10 protein-coding genes are annotated in these 18,392 nt (G+C 36.8%); 5 read left to right on the plus strand and 5 right to left on the minus strand.

The annotated features are described in order from the left end of the window. Positions 1–5: 5 nt before the first annotated feature. Both DS745_RS25150 and secY read left to right on the plus strand, forming a co-directional pair. Positions 6–6,947: a pullulanase gene (locus DS745_RS25150; RefSeq protein ID WP_129077988.1), complete on the plus strand. Its 6,942-nt coding sequence runs from the start codon at positions 6–8 to the stop codon at positions 6,945–6,947. A gap of 159 nt (positions 6,948–7,106) precedes the next feature. Further along, positions 7,107–8,408 carry a preprotein translocase subunit SecY gene (gene secY, locus DS745_RS09355; protein WP_129077989.1) on the plus strand — a complete coding sequence of 434 codons (1,302 nt, stop codon included), beginning with the start codon at positions 7,107–7,109 and terminating at the stop codon, positions 8,406–8,408. A gap of 39 nt (positions 8,409–8,447) precedes the next feature. Here secY and DS745_RS09360 read toward each other — a convergent pair whose 3' ends face one another. Then, complete coding sequence (locus tag DS745_RS09360; protein ID WP_129077990.1) at positions 8,448–9,005, minus strand: hypothetical protein; 558 nt, start codon at positions 9,003–9,005, stop codon at positions 8,448–8,450. Between the two features lie 186 nt (positions 9,006–9,191). On the opposite strand from DS745_RS09360, the gene DS745_RS09365 reads away from it, so the two are divergent. From DS745_RS09365 to DS745_RS09375, 3 genes are all read left to right on the plus strand, one after another. Further along, a complete protein-coding gene (locus DS745_RS09365) occupies positions 9,192–11,249 on the plus strand; it encodes an LTA synthase family protein (RefSeq protein WP_129077991.1) in 2,058 nt (685 codons plus the stop codon). A gap of 114 nt (positions 11,250–11,363) precedes the next feature. Next, on the plus strand, positions 11,364–11,894 hold the full coding sequence (locus DS745_RS09370; protein ID WP_129077992.1) for a hypothetical protein: 531 nt from the start codon (positions 11,364–11,366) through the stop codon (positions 11,892–11,894). A 437-nt stretch (positions 11,895–12,331) separates the two neighbouring features. Next, the gene (locus DS745_RS09375; protein WP_129077993.1) at positions 12,332–14,578 is read left to right on the plus strand and encodes an S-layer homology domain-containing protein; all 2,247 of its coding nucleotides are present in this window, start codon (positions 12,332–12,334) and stop codon (positions 14,576–14,578) included. A gap of 137 nt (positions 14,579–14,715) precedes the next feature. On the opposite strand, the gene DS745_RS09380 is transcribed toward DS745_RS09375, so the two are convergent. The 4 genes from DS745_RS09380 to DS745_RS09390 form a co-directional block, all read right to left on the minus strand. Then, complete coding sequence (locus DS745_RS09380; protein ID WP_129077994.1) at positions 14,716–16,461, minus strand: glycoside hydrolase family 13 protein; 1,746 nt, start codon at positions 16,459–16,461, stop codon at positions 14,716–14,718. Positions 16,462–17,208: 747 nt separating this feature from the next. Further along, on the minus strand, positions 17,209–17,373 hold the full coding sequence (locus DS745_RS24565) for a hypothetical protein (protein ID WP_161568222.1): 165 nt from the start codon (positions 17,371–17,373) through the stop codon (positions 17,209–17,211). A 13-nt stretch (positions 17,374–17,386) separates the two neighbouring features. Continuing rightward, positions 17,387–17,737: a single-stranded DNA-binding protein gene (locus tag DS745_RS09385; protein ID WP_129077995.1), complete on the minus strand. Its 351-nt coding sequence runs from the start codon at positions 17,735–17,737 to the stop codon at positions 17,387–17,389. A gap of 14 nt (positions 17,738–17,751) precedes the next feature. Then, positions 17,752–18,306, minus strand: coding sequence for a hypothetical protein (locus DS745_RS09390; RefSeq protein ID WP_129077996.1), 555 nt, complete (start codon positions 18,304–18,306; stop codon positions 17,752–17,754). Between the last annotated feature and the right edge of the window lie 86 nt (positions 18,307–18,392).

The raw sequence follows: 18,392 nt of genomic DNA on the forward strand, positions 1-18,392 counted from the left end.
GGCGAATGATTAATAAGAAATATCAAAAAGTTTTATCGTTTTGGTTATCACTAATCATGGTGTTTTCCGTTTTTACTAGCTATATTCCGGCAGTAGCAGCGGCAGGAACAACTGGTTCTGTTACTCGTCATATTCACTTGGTGTACGATAGACCAGATGCAGAATATGAAGGTTGGAACATATGGGTTTGGGGTACCGGAGCTAAAAACGATCAAATCGATTTTACTGAATTTAAAGATGGCAAAGCAATTGCGAAAATTGAGGTTGGTCCAAACGCTGACCGAGTAGGTTTTGTACTACGTAGTACGGATAACTGGGATACTGCGAAAAAAGACGTAGAGCCTGACCGTTTTATTAATTTATTAAAGAATGATTTAGTAACAAAAGTCTACTTAACAAGTGGTGAAATTCCATTCCATACAGTTGCGGAAGTTACTGCACCTGTAATTGAAGAAGGAAACGCTAGCTTTTTCTTCCGTGACAAAGGATTATACAATAACTTTGAAATGGATAAAATTGCAAAAGTTGAGCTGAGTATCGCTGATTCTCTTTATGAGATGACATACGATGCAAAAAACGAGCGTTTTGTTTACACATACGAAAATTTAGCACCTGGAACTTATGAGTATACCTATTTAGTAACTGTTGATGGTGCTACAAAGGAAGTTTCTGATCCTTACAATACTGTAAACGGAAAGTCAACGTTATCGTATATCGTAGCAGATATTGAAGTAGCTGGTACTGTTACGCCTCAAGCTGTTAACTACAATCAAAATGCAGTTGTTACAGTAGATCTTGATAACAAAGACGATATTGAAATTCGTGAGTTATATGTTGATGCAACTGAAGTTGGTGGTCCAAAGAAACTTAAAGTGGATCCTGAACTAAATGAAGTTACACTTAACATTGATCACAAAACGACAGCAGGTCAAAAGAAATTACCAATCGTTGCTGTTGACGCATTTGGAGGTACTCACAAAGGTGAAGTAACGCTTGAAGTGAAAGCGCGTACTTTTATTGGTGAAGCAGATTTTGATTGGGATGAAGCATTAATTTATTTCTTATTAACAGACCGTTTCTTTGATGGAGACTCATCGAATAACGATCCTTATGGAATGAATTATGATACAAAGTTACCTGGTGCTTACCAAGGTGGAGACTTTAAAGGGATTACGGAAAAGTTAGATTATCTTAAAGATTTAGGAATTAACACAATCTGGATCAATCCAATTGTAGAAAATATTAAGTACGATGTGCGTCATAGCACAACACCTTATATCACGCCTTACTATGGGTACCATGGTTATTGGGCAAGTGATTTTGAAAAGTTAAATCCGCATTTTGGTTCAATGGCAGATTTTCATGAGCTAATTGACGAAGCACATGCACGCGGCATGAAACTGATGATCGACGTTGTTTTAAACCATACTGGTTATGGATTAAAAATGGTTGACGGCGAACTAGCTGTTGATAAACGTCCTCCAGGTTATCCAACTGACGCAGAGCGTGAAAAATTCAGAGACATGTTACGTCAAGGTAAAGATGTTGGTAGTGCTACAGTTCGTGGTGAATTAGCTTCACTACCAGATTTAATTACAGAAGACCCAGCAGTTCGTAACCAAATTGTACAATGGCAAGTAGACTGGATTAATAAATCTCGCACAGCAAAAGGAAACACCATTGATTACTTCCGTGTTGATACAGTAAAACACGTAGAAGATACTACTTGGATGGCATTTAAGAACGAATTAACAAAAGTAATGCCAGAATTCAAAATGATTGGTGAATCTTGGGGTGCTTCACAAAATGATGATCATGGCTATCTAAATAGCGGGATGATGGACTCGTTATTAGACTTTGATTTTAAAAACTATGCGCGTAACTTTGCGAATGGTCAACTTGATCAAGTTCATAACACGCTAGTTGCAAGAAATAATAAGTTAACAAACAGTGCAACTTTAGGCCAATTTTTAGGAAGCCATGATGAGAATGGATTTTTAAGTTCTGTTGGTGGCGATAAAGGGAAACTAAAAATTGCATCTGCATTACAAATTACAGCTAAAGGTCAACCAGTTATTTATTATGGTGAGGAACTAGGATTATCTGGTGAGGCAAATTATCCTTATTATACTAATAGACCAAATATGCCTTGGGATAAGATAGCAGGAAATGATGTTCTTTCTCACTATCAAGAGCTACTAACATTTAGAGGTGCAAACTCAGAAATCTTTGCTAAAGGTGATCGTGTAAAATTAGCTGGGTCTGATAAAGAGAAGTATCAACTATTCTCAAGAAATTACAACGGTGAGTCTGTGTATGTAGGCTTAAACGTTGCTGAACAAGCCAAAGAAGTTACAGTTGCAGTAAGTTCTTCAGATGTAGTTGTAACAGATCATTATTCAGGTAATACATTTAATGCTGAGAATGGCGAAGTTACTTTTACAATTCCAGCAATGGCTGCAGGTGGTACAGTCCTTCTTACAGCTGAAGGTGGAACAATATTAGGAACTCAAAGCACATTAAGAGTTCATTACCAAAGAACAGACAATGATTATGCAAACTTAGGCTTATGGTTATGGGGAGACGTTGTAACAACTTCACAAGAATGGCCAAAAGGTACTCCATTTGGTAGTGAGTTAACAAGCTATGGAGTATATGCTGATATTGCAATTAAACCAAATGCTAAAGATTTCGGTTTAATTGTTCTAGATGTAACAAATGGAGATAAAGATGGTGGTAATAAAGAGTTTGAATTACCAGCGGGAACAACTGATATATGGTTAAAACAAGGATCAGACGAAGTATTCTTCAAGAATCCTGATCAAGAAGCAGGAATTCCTGAAGACACTCTAAGAGTTCATTATCAAAGAACGGACAACAACTTTTCAAACTTAGGCTTATGGACTTGGTTTGATGTAGCACAACCTTCTAGTAACTGGCCATCAGGCGGAACGCCGTTTGTTGCAGGTCAAACTACTGATTATGGTGCATATGTTGACATTCCGTTAAATACTGGGGCACAAAAAGTAGGCTTCCTAGTTTTAAACGTAACAAACGGAGATAAAGACGGCGGCGATAAAGTTGTTGAGCTATTCTCATCGGAAATTAATGAAGTTTGGATTAAACAAGGCTCTGACGAAGTATTCTATTGGGAACCTGTAGAGCTTCCTGAAAATACGGTTCGTATTCATTATGATAGAACTGATAAAAACTATGATGGATGGGCTGTATGGAATTGGGGAGATGTTGTTGCACCTTCAGAGGGTTGGCCAAATGGCGCAACTGATAAAGCTGGTGTAGGCAAATTTGGTGCTTACTACGACATTAGCTTAAATGAAGCGGCACAAGAAATCAAATTCCTTTTTGTAAATAAAATTGGTGGCGCACAAACTAGAGATTACAAATTTGAGTTATTGGCTCAATATAAAGAAATCTTTATGAAAGATGGAGACGACAAAGTTTACACAAATCCGTTTGGTGCAGTACCGATTGCTCTGATTTCAGGGGAATTACTATCTGACAAGAAAATTAGTTTAGTTTTCTCGAAAACAGAAGGTTTGGATGTAGATGCTTTGAAAGAGGAAATGACAATTGTGGATAAAGACGGTAGCGCAGTAACTTTTGATAACATAACAATTGAGGATGATAAGCGAGTTACAATTCATGGTGAATTCGATTTAGATCAAGCCCCATTTGCTATCACGTATGGTGAAAGAACAGTATCTGCAAAGGCAGGCTGGAGATTGATCGATGAAATGTACGGCTACGATGGTGAGCTTGGTGCCAAACTTCATGCTGATGGAACGGCTACGTTAAAATTATGGTCTCCTAAAGCAGATAGCGTTTCGGTCGTATTATATGACAAAGACGATCAATATACGGTTGTAAAAGAAAATATTCCGATGACTCTTGGCGATCGTGGTGTTTGGTCTGTAACGCTTGATAAAGAAAATACAGGAATTGATAGGTTAAAAGGTTTCTTCTACCATTTCAGTATTACTCATGGGGATGAGACGAAATTAGCGCTTGACCCTTATGCAAAATCAATGGCGGCTTGGAATTCAGCTGACGCAAATGATGCTTATCCTTATGGAAAAGCAGCGATCATTGATTTATCTGAGATTGGACCAAAGTTAGATTTTGCTAATATACCTGGATACGAAAAACGTGAAGATGCGATCATTTACGAAATTCATGTTCGTGACTTTACATCTGATCCAAACATTGCAGATGATCTAAAAGCTCAATTTGGTACATTCGCTTCATTTATTGAGAAATTAGATTACATTGAAGAGATGGGTGTTACACACGTTCAATTATTACCAGTTATGAGTTATTTCTTTAGTGATGAATTCAATAACGGTGAAAGAATGCTAGAATATGCATCTACAAACACAAATTACAACTGGGGTTACGACCCACACAGTTACTTCTCACTTTCAGGGATGTATTCAGAAAATCCGAATGATCCTGAGTTGAGAGTAAAAGAATTTAAGAATTTAATTAACGAAATTCATAGCCGTGGCATGGGAGTAATCCTTGATGTTGTTTACAACCATACTGCAAGAGTAGGGATCTTTGAAGACCTAGTTCCTAACTACTATCACTTCATGGATGCTGATGGTACGTCGAGAACAAGCTTTGGTGGTGGCCGTTTAGGTACAACACACAAAATGGCAAGAAGAATTCTTGTAGACTCAATCCTTCATTGGGTGAATGAGTATAAAGTTGATGGTTTCCGTTTTGATATGATGGGTGACCATGATGCCGAAAGTATTCAAATTGCATTTGACAAAGCAAAAGCAATTAATCCGAACATTGTAATGATCGGTGAAGGTTGGAGAACGTTTGCTGGTGACGAGGGAGACCCTGTTCAAGCAGCTGACCAAGATTGGATGCAATACACAGAAGCGGTAGGTAGCTTCTCTGATGAATTCAGAAATGAATTAAAATCTGGTTTCGGTAGTGAAGGTCAACCTAGATTTATCACAGATGGTGCACGTAATGTTCAACAAATATTTGATAACATCAAAGCACAACCACATAACTTTGTGGCTGATCAACCAGGTGATGTTGTCCCTTATATCGAAGCGCATGACAATCTAACTGTATATGATGTTATTGCACAATCAATTAAGAAAGACCCAGCAATTCCTGCAAATGATTTAGAAATTCATAAGCGTATCAGAATTGGTAATGCAATGGTGTTAACGGCACAAGGAACAGCATTTATCCATGCTGGTCAAGAATTTGGTCGTACGAAGCAATGGTTAGCTCCAGCTGAAACGGAGCCATACAAATCTACGTACATGGTAGACCAAGATGGTAATCCTTTCGAGAACCCATACTTCATCCATGACTCTTATGACTCTTCAGATATCATTAACAGAATTGATTGGGAAAAAGCGACAAATGCTGAAAAGTATCCTATCAATAACGTAACTCGTGAGTACACGCAAGGTCTGATTGAATTAAGAAGATCAACAGATGCATTTAGACTTGGCTCAAAACAGTTAGTAGATCAAAATGTAACATTAATTAAAGCTCCAGAAGTTAAAACCAACGACAAAGTAATTGCATACCGCAATCAAGCAACAAACGGAGATGCATATTATGTATTTGTCAATGCTGATATGACTTCTAGAACATTTACAATTGGTAAAGATTTATCTGGTGGAATTGTTTTAGTAGACAATGACGAGGCTGGTATTGTTGAAGTTAAAGAAAGAACAGGATTTACTTTAACAGGTGAGAAGATTACAGTAGATGCCTTAACGACTGTTGTCATTAAGCAAGCTGCTCCAGTAAAACCATCACCAGTTACTCCAGTTCCAACACCAAGACCTGGAGATCAAGTAATTGTAAACAATCCACAAGCTGATAAAGGTAAGATTGCTGTTCCGGTAGCACAAGGGACAAAACAAGTATTGTTACCTGCAAATGCTGCAGTAATTGATGGCAAGAACTCACTACAAGTAACAAATGAGAAGTTAACTGCAGATGTTCCAGGAGCCGTTTTAAAACAATTACAAGAGTTAGCTAAAGGCAAGGAAAATGCAAACATTGCTTTCTCATTCAACAAGGTTGAGGATGCAACAGTAGCTACTTTAACAAATGCAGCTGCAACGAAAGCAAAAGCAAAAGTGAAAGCAGCTGGTGAAGTATATGACTTTACTCTAGCTATAGTTGATAAAGATGGTAAGGTAACGAAACTAACAAGCTTCTCTGAACCAATTACGATTAGCCTAGCTGTTTCTGAAACTGCTAACAAGAAATTAATTGGTGTCTACAATATTAAAGATGACGGAACGTTAGTTTACGTAGGTGGTAAGGTTAAGGATGGTAAGATTACTGCTGAACTTTCACACTTTAGTAAATATGCAGTTCTAGAATTTGACAAAGAATTTAAGGACGTTAAATCAGGATATTGGGCACATGATGTAATTAAAGAGATGTCAGCGAAGCACATTGTTCAAGGAATTGATGCCGAAAACTTTGCACCAACACGTAATGTAACAAGAGCTGAATTTGCAGCATTAATTGTTAGAGCGTTGGGAATAGAGGCTTCAAGCAATGATGTTACTTTCAAAGATATTGCTTCTACCAAGTGGTATGCATCTGCTGTCGCTGCTGCGTCTCAAGCAGGAATTGTTAACGGTAAGAGTGCTACACGCTTCGCTCCAGAAGAAACTATTTCTCGCGAAGAGATGGCCACTATGATTGTTCGTGCCTACGAATATGCTCAAAGTCAGCAATTAGCTGAAGTGAACGATGCTACATTTACTGATCTTAGCAATGCAAGTAGCTGGTCAAAAGATTACATTAATCAAGCTGCTCACTTAGGTCTAGTAAACGGTCGTGCGAATAACCGCTTTGCTCCACTTGGTTTTACACAAAGAGCAGAGAGTGTTCAAGTGATTGCTAATCTATTAAACTTACTAAACTAATTTCTACTAAAAAGGAGGAGACCATAAGCTTTGATGCTGTGGTCTTTTTCTTTTTTCAAATAATTATGGAAATTTCCATAAAATATAGGTATAGTAGTAATTAATAGAATATTAATATACTTTTTAAAGAAAAATGAAAAAAAGATGAGGTGTAGCTTCTTGTTTCAGACTATTAGAAATATCTACAAGGTAGGAGAATTAAGAAATAAAATTATTTTTACCTTACTCATGTTAGTAGTTTTTAGAATTGGAGCCTTCATTCCAGTACCAGGAGCAAATGCAGAAGTTTTACAATTCCAAGATCAAATGAATGCATTTGGTTTTCTTAATACGTTCGGTGGCGGAGCGTTAGAAAACTTCTCTATTTTCGCAATGGGAATTATGCCATATATTACAGCGTCAATTATCGTACAATTATTGCAGATGGATGTTGTTCCGAAATTTGCTGAATGGGCAAAACAAGGGGAAGCTGGTAGACGTAAGTTAGCACAGATTACTCGATATGGAACAATTGTATTAGGTTTTATTCAGGCAATTGGAATGTCAATTGGGTTTAATCGTTTAATGCCAGGATTAATTCCTAATCCTAGTATTGGAAAGTATATATTTATCGCTTTAGTTTTAACAGCGGGTACAGCCTTTTTAATGTGGTTAGGTGAGCAGATTACTGCTAAAGGTGTAGGCAATGGTATTTCTATCATTATCTTTGGGGGTATTGCAGCGGCAATTCCTAATGCTGTCAATCAAGTGTATGCGACTCAAATTCAAAATGCTGGCGACCTATTATTTATAAATATTGTTAAAGTTGCTTTACTACTTTTAGTAGTGTTATTGATTGTTGTTGGTGTAATCTACGTTCAACAAGCGTTACGTAAAATTCCAGTCCAGTATGCGAAGAAGATTGTTGCGGGACGTCCTCAAGGTGGAGGTTCAACACACCTACCATTAAAAGTAAATGCTGCAGGGGTTATTCCAGTTATTTTTGCAATGTCATTATTTATCTTTCCTCCAACTGTTGCTGGCTTTATTGGTGATGGTAATGCGATTGCAAGTTGGATTACAGCAAACTTCACGTATCAAAAGCCGTTTGGTGCTGCCGTTTATGCTGCATTAATTATTGGGTTCACATACTTCTATACTTTTATCCAGGTAAATCCTGAACAAATGGCAGAAAATCTGAAAAAACAAGGTGGCTATATTCCGGGAATTCGCCCTGGAAAAACAACACAAGAATATGTGACAAGAATTTTATACCGTCTAACATTTGTTGGTGCATTATTCTTAACGGCTATCTCTCTTATTCCAGTAGTGTTCACTGTTTTTATGCAACTTCCAGCTGCCGTACAAATAGGTGGAACTGGCTTACTGATCGTTGTAGGTGTAGCATTGGATACAATGAAACAAATTGAAAGTAACTTAATTAAGCGTCATTATAAAGGGTTTATTAAGAAAATATCTTAAAATACAAAAAGTCCAACATTAGTTGGACTTTTTGCTATTTTAAAACCCATTTGTAACAAGAGCCATTAATTCTTTAAGGTGGTCTTTTTTTGTCTGTTCAAATTGTTCTTTGATTGGTAAAGCTTTTTCTGCTGAGTAGCCTTGTTTTATAAGTTCTTGTTCAAGTTGTTTATACATATCGGTGAAGCTAAGATTTATTTGTTCTTCTAATTGTTTTAGTTTTGGATAGTAGTTCCTATAAAAATATAAGTATGAGATTGGCTCATCATTTTCTTTTTTGGTTACGTAATCTTCATAAACAATTTTAATAAGCGATGAGATTTCTTCTAGTGCATCTGCTTGTAAAACTTCAAATTGTTCTAGATAAGGTTCCTTGATCTGCTCGCTAGTAAGTGGGGAGACATACTCCTTATTAGTATTTGCTAAGAATTCTGTTGGAACTCCATGAGTCTCTGCCGCATTTAAAGGTATGTTTTTTTCAGCTTGAAATTCAATAGTTTCAGTTGATTTCTCGCTAGTAACATTTAAATGATGTTCAGCAGCTGCTACAACAAATCCTAGAATTAAAATCAGTACACCGCCATATAAGTATTTCAAAACAAGTTCCCTCCAGCAATAGTTGTAGTATGCAGTATTGACAAACATGCTGGATAACACACGTAAGGTTACATAAAATTACTGTCTTCTGCTTCTTCCATAATATAAGTGTATAAAGTGTTAATAACTTCCACAAATTACCTATAAATGTTATCTGTTATCAGATCATAGTGAGGTGATTAACGAATGAAAGTTGGCATTCGAGAGGTTTTTATGATTATTTATGTTTTCATCTGTTTGTTATTACTCGAAGCATGGCATCGATCTAGTTTCAATAATGTTTTCACTTGGATATCTGAAAAACCATATGTAGTGTTTTTAAATTTTCTAATCTTAACTTCTGGTGTGTTCCTACTTTTGGCGCTTACAGGTAGGCGCAGGTTGTCATTGTGGTTAGTAACTGTTAGCATGCTAACTCTCTTTACAATCAGTAGGGTGAAAATGAGTCTAAAGGGAGAGCCATTACTTCCATGGGACGTCTTTTTGGGTAATGAAGCAGCCAATATAAGAGAGTATTTTATCCTTATGGCCTGGGAGGATATCGTACTATTATTACTCTTCTTGATTTTCTTGGTAGTTACACCACTATTTTTCAGACCTGAATTACTATCAGTTAGATCACGAATTGCTGTTTTATTGGTTCCGTTAATAGTTTTTTCCTTGCTGTATTTTGAAAAGCCTTTTTCGCTGCTTGAGGTGGGTGAGGTCAATCACGTATTTTGGGATCAAAGTATTACTTATCAAAGGAATGGAGTGCAGGTGGGGTTCCTTAATACCTTACAGTTATTAAAGATTGAACCACCGAAGGGATATGCGAAGGAAACGTTAGAAAGTCTATTAGGTAAATTGGAGAGCGGGCAATCACCGAACGATATGAAGCCAAATATTATTATTGTAATGAATGAAGCGTTTTGGGACCCGACAAGGCTTCCTAATTTAGAATTTAATGAGGATCCAATGCCTTTTTTTCGTAGTTTACAACAAAGCCACAATTCAGGTGAATTGATTGTTCCTGTTTTTGGAGGTAGTACAGCAAATACTGAGTTTGAAGTATTAACTGCGAGTAGTATGCAATTCTTGCCTCAAGGTTCGATTCCATACTCGCAATACGTTTTAAGGCCACTTCCATCGATTGCTTCTATTTTGAGAAATGATGGATATGACACTGTAGCTGTTCATAACTATCATAATTGGTTTTATCGTCGAGACCAAGTTTATGAGTATTTTGGTTTTGATCGGTTTATTAGCCAAAGTTTCTTTGAAAATCCTGAGTATCGTCGGGACTTTATTTCAGATAAGGAAATGACAAAACAAATTATTCAGCAACATCAACGTGCGGATAAGCCACTGTTTGTTTTTGCTGTGACCATGCAAAACCACGGTCCGTATAACGCGAGGCATTATCCTGAAGACCGAATAACTGTTACGGGTAATATTTCTGAGGATATGATGAAAGCTATCAATACGTATGCAACCGGAGTTAAAGACGCAGACGACTCGTTGCAATTACTAGTACATTATTTTGAAAAAATTGAAGAACCCACCGTTGTTGTTTTTTTTGGTGACCACTTACCTTATTTAGGTGCAGGTTACAGAGGATATACAGAGACAGATTATATTAGCGATGCTAATCTAGATTTATGGAGTAAAGAGGAATATGAAAAAATGTATAGTGTTCCATTTGTTATTTGGGATAAATTTTCTGAAGCAAAAGAAAGAAATCAAAAGTTGAGTAGTTCACTCTTAATGCCTTATCTTTTAGAAAACTATAACAAACCACAAACTCCTTTAGTTAAATATCTTAATCAAATGTTTATGGAAGATGGCAATGTATTTTCTGTTAGAGAAGGAGAAAATACACATTCAATTGAGGCGGTAAATCACTACGCGCTACTACAATATGACCAGCTTTTTGGCGAGGTATATGCGTTAAACGAACAGGAAAAAGGGGATATTGTCAGCGAGCACTATCAACTAGGTGGTCCATCTTTAGTCATTAAAGATGTAGAAATTCAAAGTGGAACTGATCCTTTAATACTAGTAGAAGGAGAAAACTTCACATATAAAACAAAGGTTTATCTTGAGGGTAATGTCTTGCCAACAACCTTTCATACGGCACGGTTAATTGCTGCTGAATTGCCGAGCAAATACGTGGACGACTCTGAAGGCCTTTCTGTGAAGGTAGCAATCATGGACTCGAAAAATCGAGAGTTAGCATCATCTAGCATAGTAACGATAAACTAAATTGGTTACCGCAATTTACTAAAATGATATTACCGCTACTTAGCTTCAATTTGTGTTATGATGTTAACTGTATGCTTAAGGCAACTATATAACTAAAACGATGGTAGGTGTACCATGGGGATATATGTAAAGTTGGTAGCGGTAGTCTGTTTTACTTTTTTTATGATACTAGCAGGACAATTTCATTGGAAGCAACAAGCGAATGAAATGGCTGTTTATGCAGAAAGTCAAAATTTTAATAAAATAAATAATGTTATGCAGTCTGATAGGAAAGATACTTCTTCAGGGGCGTTGAAGTATTCAGAACTTATATTAGATTACGAAGACCAGTTTGTGAATGTTATTGTCAACTATAAAGAAGCTGTAAACGAGCAGTTGCTAAAAGCTGAGAATGCCTATTTTCAGAAAATCATACCCGAACCAAATGAATTTCGAAATTTTGTAGTTTTCCAAATGAATGAATTTGACTCTATTTATAACTCTTCGGAAGAGGAGTACCTTAAAATTTACGAAGAACTTGTAACTACTCTAGTAGACAATGGCTATTCCGAAAGTGATACTTTCTTATACTTGCTATTATTTGAAGAAATTTCAGTTGATACGCAAATGAAGTTTGTTGCACAACTTATTTCTTTTCAAGAGTAAAAACCTCGTTATTACTATTAGTTAACGGGGTTTTATTTTTTTGAAATAGTGATGAACGTGTAAGGTAACAACGTACTTTTACAATTTTGTCAAATCATCGACAATAAATAGTCCAAATATTGGGCATCTAGTACCTTGTTATTTTTTCATAGAAAGATTATCTTAAAAAGGTATATGAAGAAAAAGTCTATTAAGTTATTCGACAAATTAGGCAATATGTCACTATGAGGAATATTTTTCTAGTAATATTATTTAGTGGAATCTTTTCAAATAGATTGCTATCTATTTAACAATCTATTAAGATAATAGTAATAGAAAATGGGTTTATATACATATACCATTTTACAATTCTATTGCTTTTATCCAACTTTAGTAGGTCGAGCCCGAAATACATTTAATGTAGGGTATTAAAATATTTTATGAGGTGAAAGAAAAGAATGAAAAAGTTTCCTTTTAGTAAAAAAGCTATTAATGTAATGATAGCAACAGCGTTAGTTGTAACACCATTGGCTTCACTTGCTCCAGTAACTGGGACAGCGGTGGTAGAGGCTGCAGAACTAACACAAGATGAGAAAATTGCTCAATATGTGAGCCGTCTAGTGACTGCTTATAACTACATGACACCGGAAGAAAAGGCAATTGTTAAAGATGTTCGTTTAGCTTTAGATGAACTTGAGGAAGCTAAGTGGATTGAAATTGTTGGACAAGATGTATTCAATAAAGCTGCTGAAAAAGATGGCGTTACTGAAGCACAATTATTAGTAGCTATAAAGGATATTTCAGGATTATTAAGTGCTACAAATGTCGGTGATAAAGAAGTTTATGTAAAAGCTAGCATTGATAGTTTCCGTACCAAAAATAGAGATCTATTCCATGCATTATTTGGTAATGCAGTAACTGTTGATACGGTTATTAATTTTGCAGTGGACTTTGAAAATCGTTTCTTTATTGAGTTAGGTGCTGCAACACTACTTAACACAGCTCAAAATGTGGAAGAAGTAGCTTTAGCAACTGTTATCTATCTAGTTGATGGTACTAACGCAAAATATAAAGAATTCGATGGCATCCTTTTCACAAACCTAGGATTAGGCGTTGCTGACTTATTTGATATTACTAGAGCTGTTAGAGATGAAGTTGACGCTGAAAATAATGTACGTGACATTGTTATTCAAGCAGGTGTTAGAGGGAAAGTAACTACAAATGCTTCAGATGCTATTACAGTAGGAACTACGAGAGACCTAACATTTAATCTTACTGTAGGAGAGAGTAATCTTACATTAGGTACGAAAGTTCAATGGGCATCTTCAAATACAGCTGTAGCAACAGTGGTAGGAAACAAACTTGAAGCGAAAACTGCAGGTACTACTACAGTTACTGCTAAGCTTTTAAACTTAGAAGTGTTGAGTAAAGAGGTAACGGTAAGTGCTTCGGGTACAACGCCACCTCCTGGACCAGGACCAACGCCAGTACCGCCAGGACCAACGCCAGCACCAGGTGTGGTAGCTCCAATTCTTCCGCCAGTAACTCCAGGTGTTACAATTATTGATACTGGTAAGCTTGAAGAAGCACTAAAAGGTCAAGAAAAAGTTGAAGTTGTAAGAGTTACAATTGAAGCTGGAGCTGGACAAGTAGCTCAAGCAAAAATTCCAAATGCTGCAATTGCTGTAATTGCTGCGAAGAACCCTAATGCTAAGGTAGAAGTAGCTTCGAAAGAAGGAACTCTACGTCTTCCAGTAGCTGAAGTTAGTAATGCAAAACTTGCTGCAGCTCTTGGTGTAGCAGCTGGTACTGAGATTGAAATTACAGTTTCAGTAAACAAGGTAGAAGATACTAAGGGTGTAGTAACTAAAAATAAATTAAAAACTGTTTCTAACGTAGTAGAATTCAAGATTCATGCTACTGCTGGTGAAAAGACAGTTGAAGTGAACCGTTTCAGTCAATATCTTGAAAGAGAAATTTCTGGCGATGCAAACTTTAATGCTGCAAAATCTTCTGTAGTTCGTTTAAATGACGACGGTACGTTTACAGCTGTTCCTTCTGTATTCAAAGGTGACAAAGCCGTATTTAAGAGCTTCTCTAACAGTAAATATGCTGTAGTAGAAAACGAAGTAACATTCTCAGATGTAGCTACTGGGAAACCAGGTGCTTGGGCAAAAGCTACAATTGAGAAGTTAGGTTCTAAATATATTGTTCAAGGTAAAGCTAACGGTAAGTTTGATCCAATTGCAACAACAACTCGTGCAGAGTTTGCTACTTTATTAACTCGTAGCTTAGGTTTATCTACTACTGCTACTTATAAAGGACAATTCTCAGATGTTAAAGGTACTGAGTGGTTTGCAAAAGACTTAATGGCTGCTGTTGAAGCTGGTATTATTAAAGGACATGCTAATGGTACATTTGGTTACAATGACCCTGTAACTCGTGAAGAGGCTGCTGTCATGATTACACGTGCTCTTAACCTAGTAAACTTTGATAAGGACGGGTTAGATACTACTAAAGATTTAACTAAGTTCCAAGACGCAGATAAAGTAGCTCCGTGGGCTAAGAGTTCGGTAACTACTCTAGTTCAACTAGGTATTACTGAAGGACGTCCTAATGGATTTGCTCCTAAAGCAGGTACACAACGTGCTGAAATGGCGACACTTCTAGAGCGCTTCTTAGTTAAAGTTAACTTCATGAACTAGTTAAAATATAATTAAACCTCCTAACCTATGGTTAGGAGGTTTTTGCTTTAAGTACTAAGCACACTACTTTCAGAGAGTAATGTTTAAAACATAAAAAATATCCACAAAGAATCAATTTCTTTGTGGATAATCATTATTTATCTCGCCTTCAACACCACAAACTCCAACTTATCAACAGAAGCCTTCGCGCCATCCACAGTTCCGTTACCGGTTGCTACTTCATAGCTTCCTTCAGGCAACGTCACTTCTACAGCTTCTTCTCCTGCGTTCATGACGATTACGAAACGGTCACCATCTGCAGAGCGCTCAAACACGATATGTTTAGAGCCTTGAGCTGCTTCTAGGAAGTTAAATGAACCATCGCGTAATGCGCGGTTTTCTTTACGTAATCTAATCATTGTTTTATAGAAGTCAAATAGCTCATGATCTTGTTTTTCTGTATCCCACACCATTGGCTTGCGGCAATCAGGATCGTTACCACCATTCATACCGATCTCGTCTCCGTAATAGATACAAGGAGCACCCATGTACGTTAATTGGAATGTAGCAGCAAGTTTCATACGCTTTTTATCGTCATTACAAATTGTCAACAAACGAGCAGTATCATGCGAGTCTAACAAGTTAAACGCTACTTCATTTACATTTAACGGATACGCTAAGTACATTGCGTCTAAACGTCCCATAAACTGTTCAGCATCAATGACATCCTTGCAGAAGAACTCTAAGATTGAGTTTGTTACTGGGTAGTTCATCACTGCGTCAAACTGATCTCCTTGTAACCAAGGAAGTGAGTTGTGCCAGATTTCCCCTAAAATATAGGCTTCAGGGTTCGCTTTTTTCACGACTTGGCGGAATTCACGCCAGAATTGGTGATCAACTTCGTTTGCTACATCAAGTCTCCAGCCGTCACAACCAATGTCTTCGATCCAATAGCGTGCAACCTCTAAAAGGTATTCCTTTACTTCAGGATGCTCAGTGTTTAGCTTTGGCATTTGTCCAGTAAAAGCAAATGTATGATAGTTTGGCTTCGGGTCACCCACAACCGGAAACTCACGAATATAGAACCAATCTTTGTACTTGGAAGCTTCACCATTTTCCACAACATCCTGGAATGGTCCGAAGAAATACCCAGAGTGATTAAATACTGCATCGAGCATTACTTTAATGCCTTTTTCATGACATTTATCAACAAGCGTTTTCGCTAGGTCATTATCTCCAAAATGTGGGTCAACCTTCATATAATCAACCGTGTCATACTTATGGTTCGTTGTTGCTTCAAAAATTGGTGTGAAATAAATACAATTAATCCCTAACTCAACTAAGTGGTCTAGGTGATCAATCACCCCTTGCAAGTCACCACCGAAGAAATTATCACGTTCAGGCGTTCCTTCTTCCCATGAGTCAATGTTTTCAGGATCATTTGATGTATCACCATTACCAAAACGCTCAGGGAAGATTTGATAAAAAATTGCATCCTTCACCCATTGCGGTGGTTTGTTGACATCGATGGCATTTAAAAATGGATATTCAAATAGACCAGTCGCAAACAAGACCGTTGCATCATCAAATTGCTTGTCAGTAACAAAACCAACTTCATTCATCCCAACCGATTGATCCCCTTTAATGAATTGGAACATATAGGCAAATCGGCGATGCTCAGGTGAAGCTTCTGCTTGGTAGTAGTCAAAAAGTGTATCACTGGCAATCTTTTTCATTTCAACTTTTGTGAAGCCGGTTTCATGAAGATTGTACTTATCACAATGAAGTAGAAACACTTGGTCCATGTCATCACGCTTCGTACGGATGCGGATATGTACCGTGTTTTCGTCGTATGCATACGCATAATTCGATTTTGGGCGGTGGTAAATAGCTTCTAATAACATAGGAATGACCTCCTTAGAATAATATCCATTTGCTAGTATTAACACTTATTAGAAATAATCTACATTACTACCTTTGTGCAAACGATTTCGCAAAATAGGTATAAAAAAACAACCAAGGTTTCTTAGGCTGAAACGAGGTTGTACCTTCTGGTAGCAGTGCCTTCTAATTTTATAATTAAATTATAACAACTACAGATTTTTTTGTTAAGTAAATTTTTATTAATTTTAAAAAGTTTGTTGTTTTCGCGAAAATACCAAAAACTGGATTTTCATACAAGATACTAAGAATTCACCACTAATTTAGTAAGTATTGCTTTTTTCTTACTAAATTTATTGGCTACTATCTTCATCTAGGGTATTTTTTCGATTATATTGGGTAAAAAAGCGAGTAACCGCAGGAGCAATGTGTACGAAAAGAGCCTTTAAAAAAGAGTATCCCACCCTTGTTCTGTTTTCGTCCCTTAGTGTCATAGTCCTAAGAGGATGGGATGTTTGAGGAGGACTATGGTACTAAAGGACGGAAAGCGGCCAAGTAATTGAGTATGGCGATTAGAAATTTGATCTAAGTCGAAAATACGCTTGCTGCTACAATTTCCTTTGATATTTAGTTTTCTATACGATTTCATTTTATTTGTTCAATATAGTAATTTCAACAGAATTTTACAAGAATTACTGGGTATTTCGTACGATTTCACACGAATGACATAAATCAACATTTTTGGACAATTTCCCTCGACAATTATCGTCCTATAGATGTTTACGAAGATACTTTAACAATAATTCGTCACTTTGAATATTTTCTAGTTGTTGTTCTTCCATTTTTCTTCTTAACTCATCGTACTTCTTATTCAATGAGACTAGCTGTGCTTCGATAGTAGAGTGTTGGCGTTTATTTATAATAATTCGTTGCACGACTCTTCCTCCTCTAAGCAAGTGCCTTTTCTTTAGGAGTGTCGGTTCGTTTCTTTTGTAAAAATTCGATACTATCTACAATGACTTCGGTTACGTACATTTTTATTTGGTCTTTATTTTCATAGCTTCGAGTCTGTAGGCGGCCAGATAAAGCGACTAATGAGCCTTTGTCGCAGTAGCTTGCAATATTTTCTGCAGTTCTACGAAATGAGACGCATGGTACGAAATCTGCTTCATATGTTCCTTCTGCATTCTTGAAAGAACGTTTAACTGCTAAGTGGAACGAGGTGACACCAATTCCTTCGCTAGAGTAATGTAGTTCAGGTTCTTTAACTAGTCTACCAGTGAGAATAACTTGATTCATGAAAAGCCTCCTCTTTAACAGTGATAGATAAATTTAGCTTCAAATTCTTCTCCTTCAACAAAGAGTGCATAATTGTCCATTTTTGGACATTGAAAATAGGTTAAAACTCTTGAAGTTACTACATGATCGTTTGGGATTTTACTAATAAAGGATGGATAGCTACTCCAACGATAGTCTTTTAATTCCTGACTATGACCAATTGAAGCAAGATGAATTGATCTACTAGCCTTAAGAAAACTAGCGACAGAATCAATTAATGTAGCAAAATCATGATGTGTTGGTTCGAGCAAGCATGGATACTTATCTTGAAAATAGTGGAGATACTCGGAGTTAATAGAAGTAATCACATCTTGCAGAGGTACATGAATTGTTTCTATTAATAGGTGAACTTGGTGTGAAGTGAGGCAGTATGAATGAAGGTAAAAGGGAAATTGGTAACGAACATTTTCTACACTTGATAAATAATAAATATAATCCTTTTCATCAAAAAAAATGCTCTCATTCCACGTGCCAAAGCAACTGACATGATATATGGCTCCTGGAAACCAAACAGGGTGTTTTTTTACCATTCAAAAGCTCCATTCAGGATGAAAAGTTTGATAAAATAGAAGTAATTGTCGAGGAAGTGCTGTTTTTGAAGAAGAGAGTCGAAGCT

Source organism: Anaerobacillus alkaliphilus (assembly GCF_004116265.1).
Taxonomy (GTDB): Bacteria; Bacillota; Bacilli; order Bacillales; family Anaerobacillaceae; genus Anaerobacillus; species Anaerobacillus alkaliphilus.

What these genes read in the sequence shown, in the direction of transcription:
- DS745_RS09370 (WP_129077992.1), top strand. Translation starts at nt 11,364, where the DNA reads ATGGGGATATATGTAAAGTTGGTAGCGGTAGTCTGTTTTACTTTTTTT.
- DS745_RS09385 (WP_129077995.1), bottom strand. Translation starts at nt 17,737, where the DNA reads ATGAATCAAGTTATTCTCACTGGTAGACTAGTTAAAGAACCTGAACTA.
- DS745_RS09390 (WP_129077996.1), bottom strand. Translation starts at nt 18,306, where the DNA reads ATGGTAAAAAAACACCCTGTTTGGTTTCCAGGAGCCATATATCATGTC.
- DS745_RS09375 (WP_129077993.1), top strand. Translation starts at nt 12,332, where the DNA reads ATGAAAAAGTTTCCTTTTAGTAAAAAAGCTATTAATGTAATGATAGCA.
- DS745_RS09365 (WP_129077991.1), top strand. Translation starts at nt 9,192, where the DNA reads ATGAAAGTTGGCATTCGAGAGGTTTTTATGATTATTTATGTTTTCATC.
- DS745_RS09380 (WP_129077994.1), bottom strand. Translation starts at nt 16,461, where the DNA reads ATGTTATTAGAAGCTATTTACCACCGCCCAAAATCGAATTATGCGTAT.
- DS745_RS25150 (WP_129077988.1), top strand. Translation starts at nt 6, where the DNA reads ATGATTAATAAGAAATATCAAAAAGTTTTATCGTTTTGGTTATCACTA.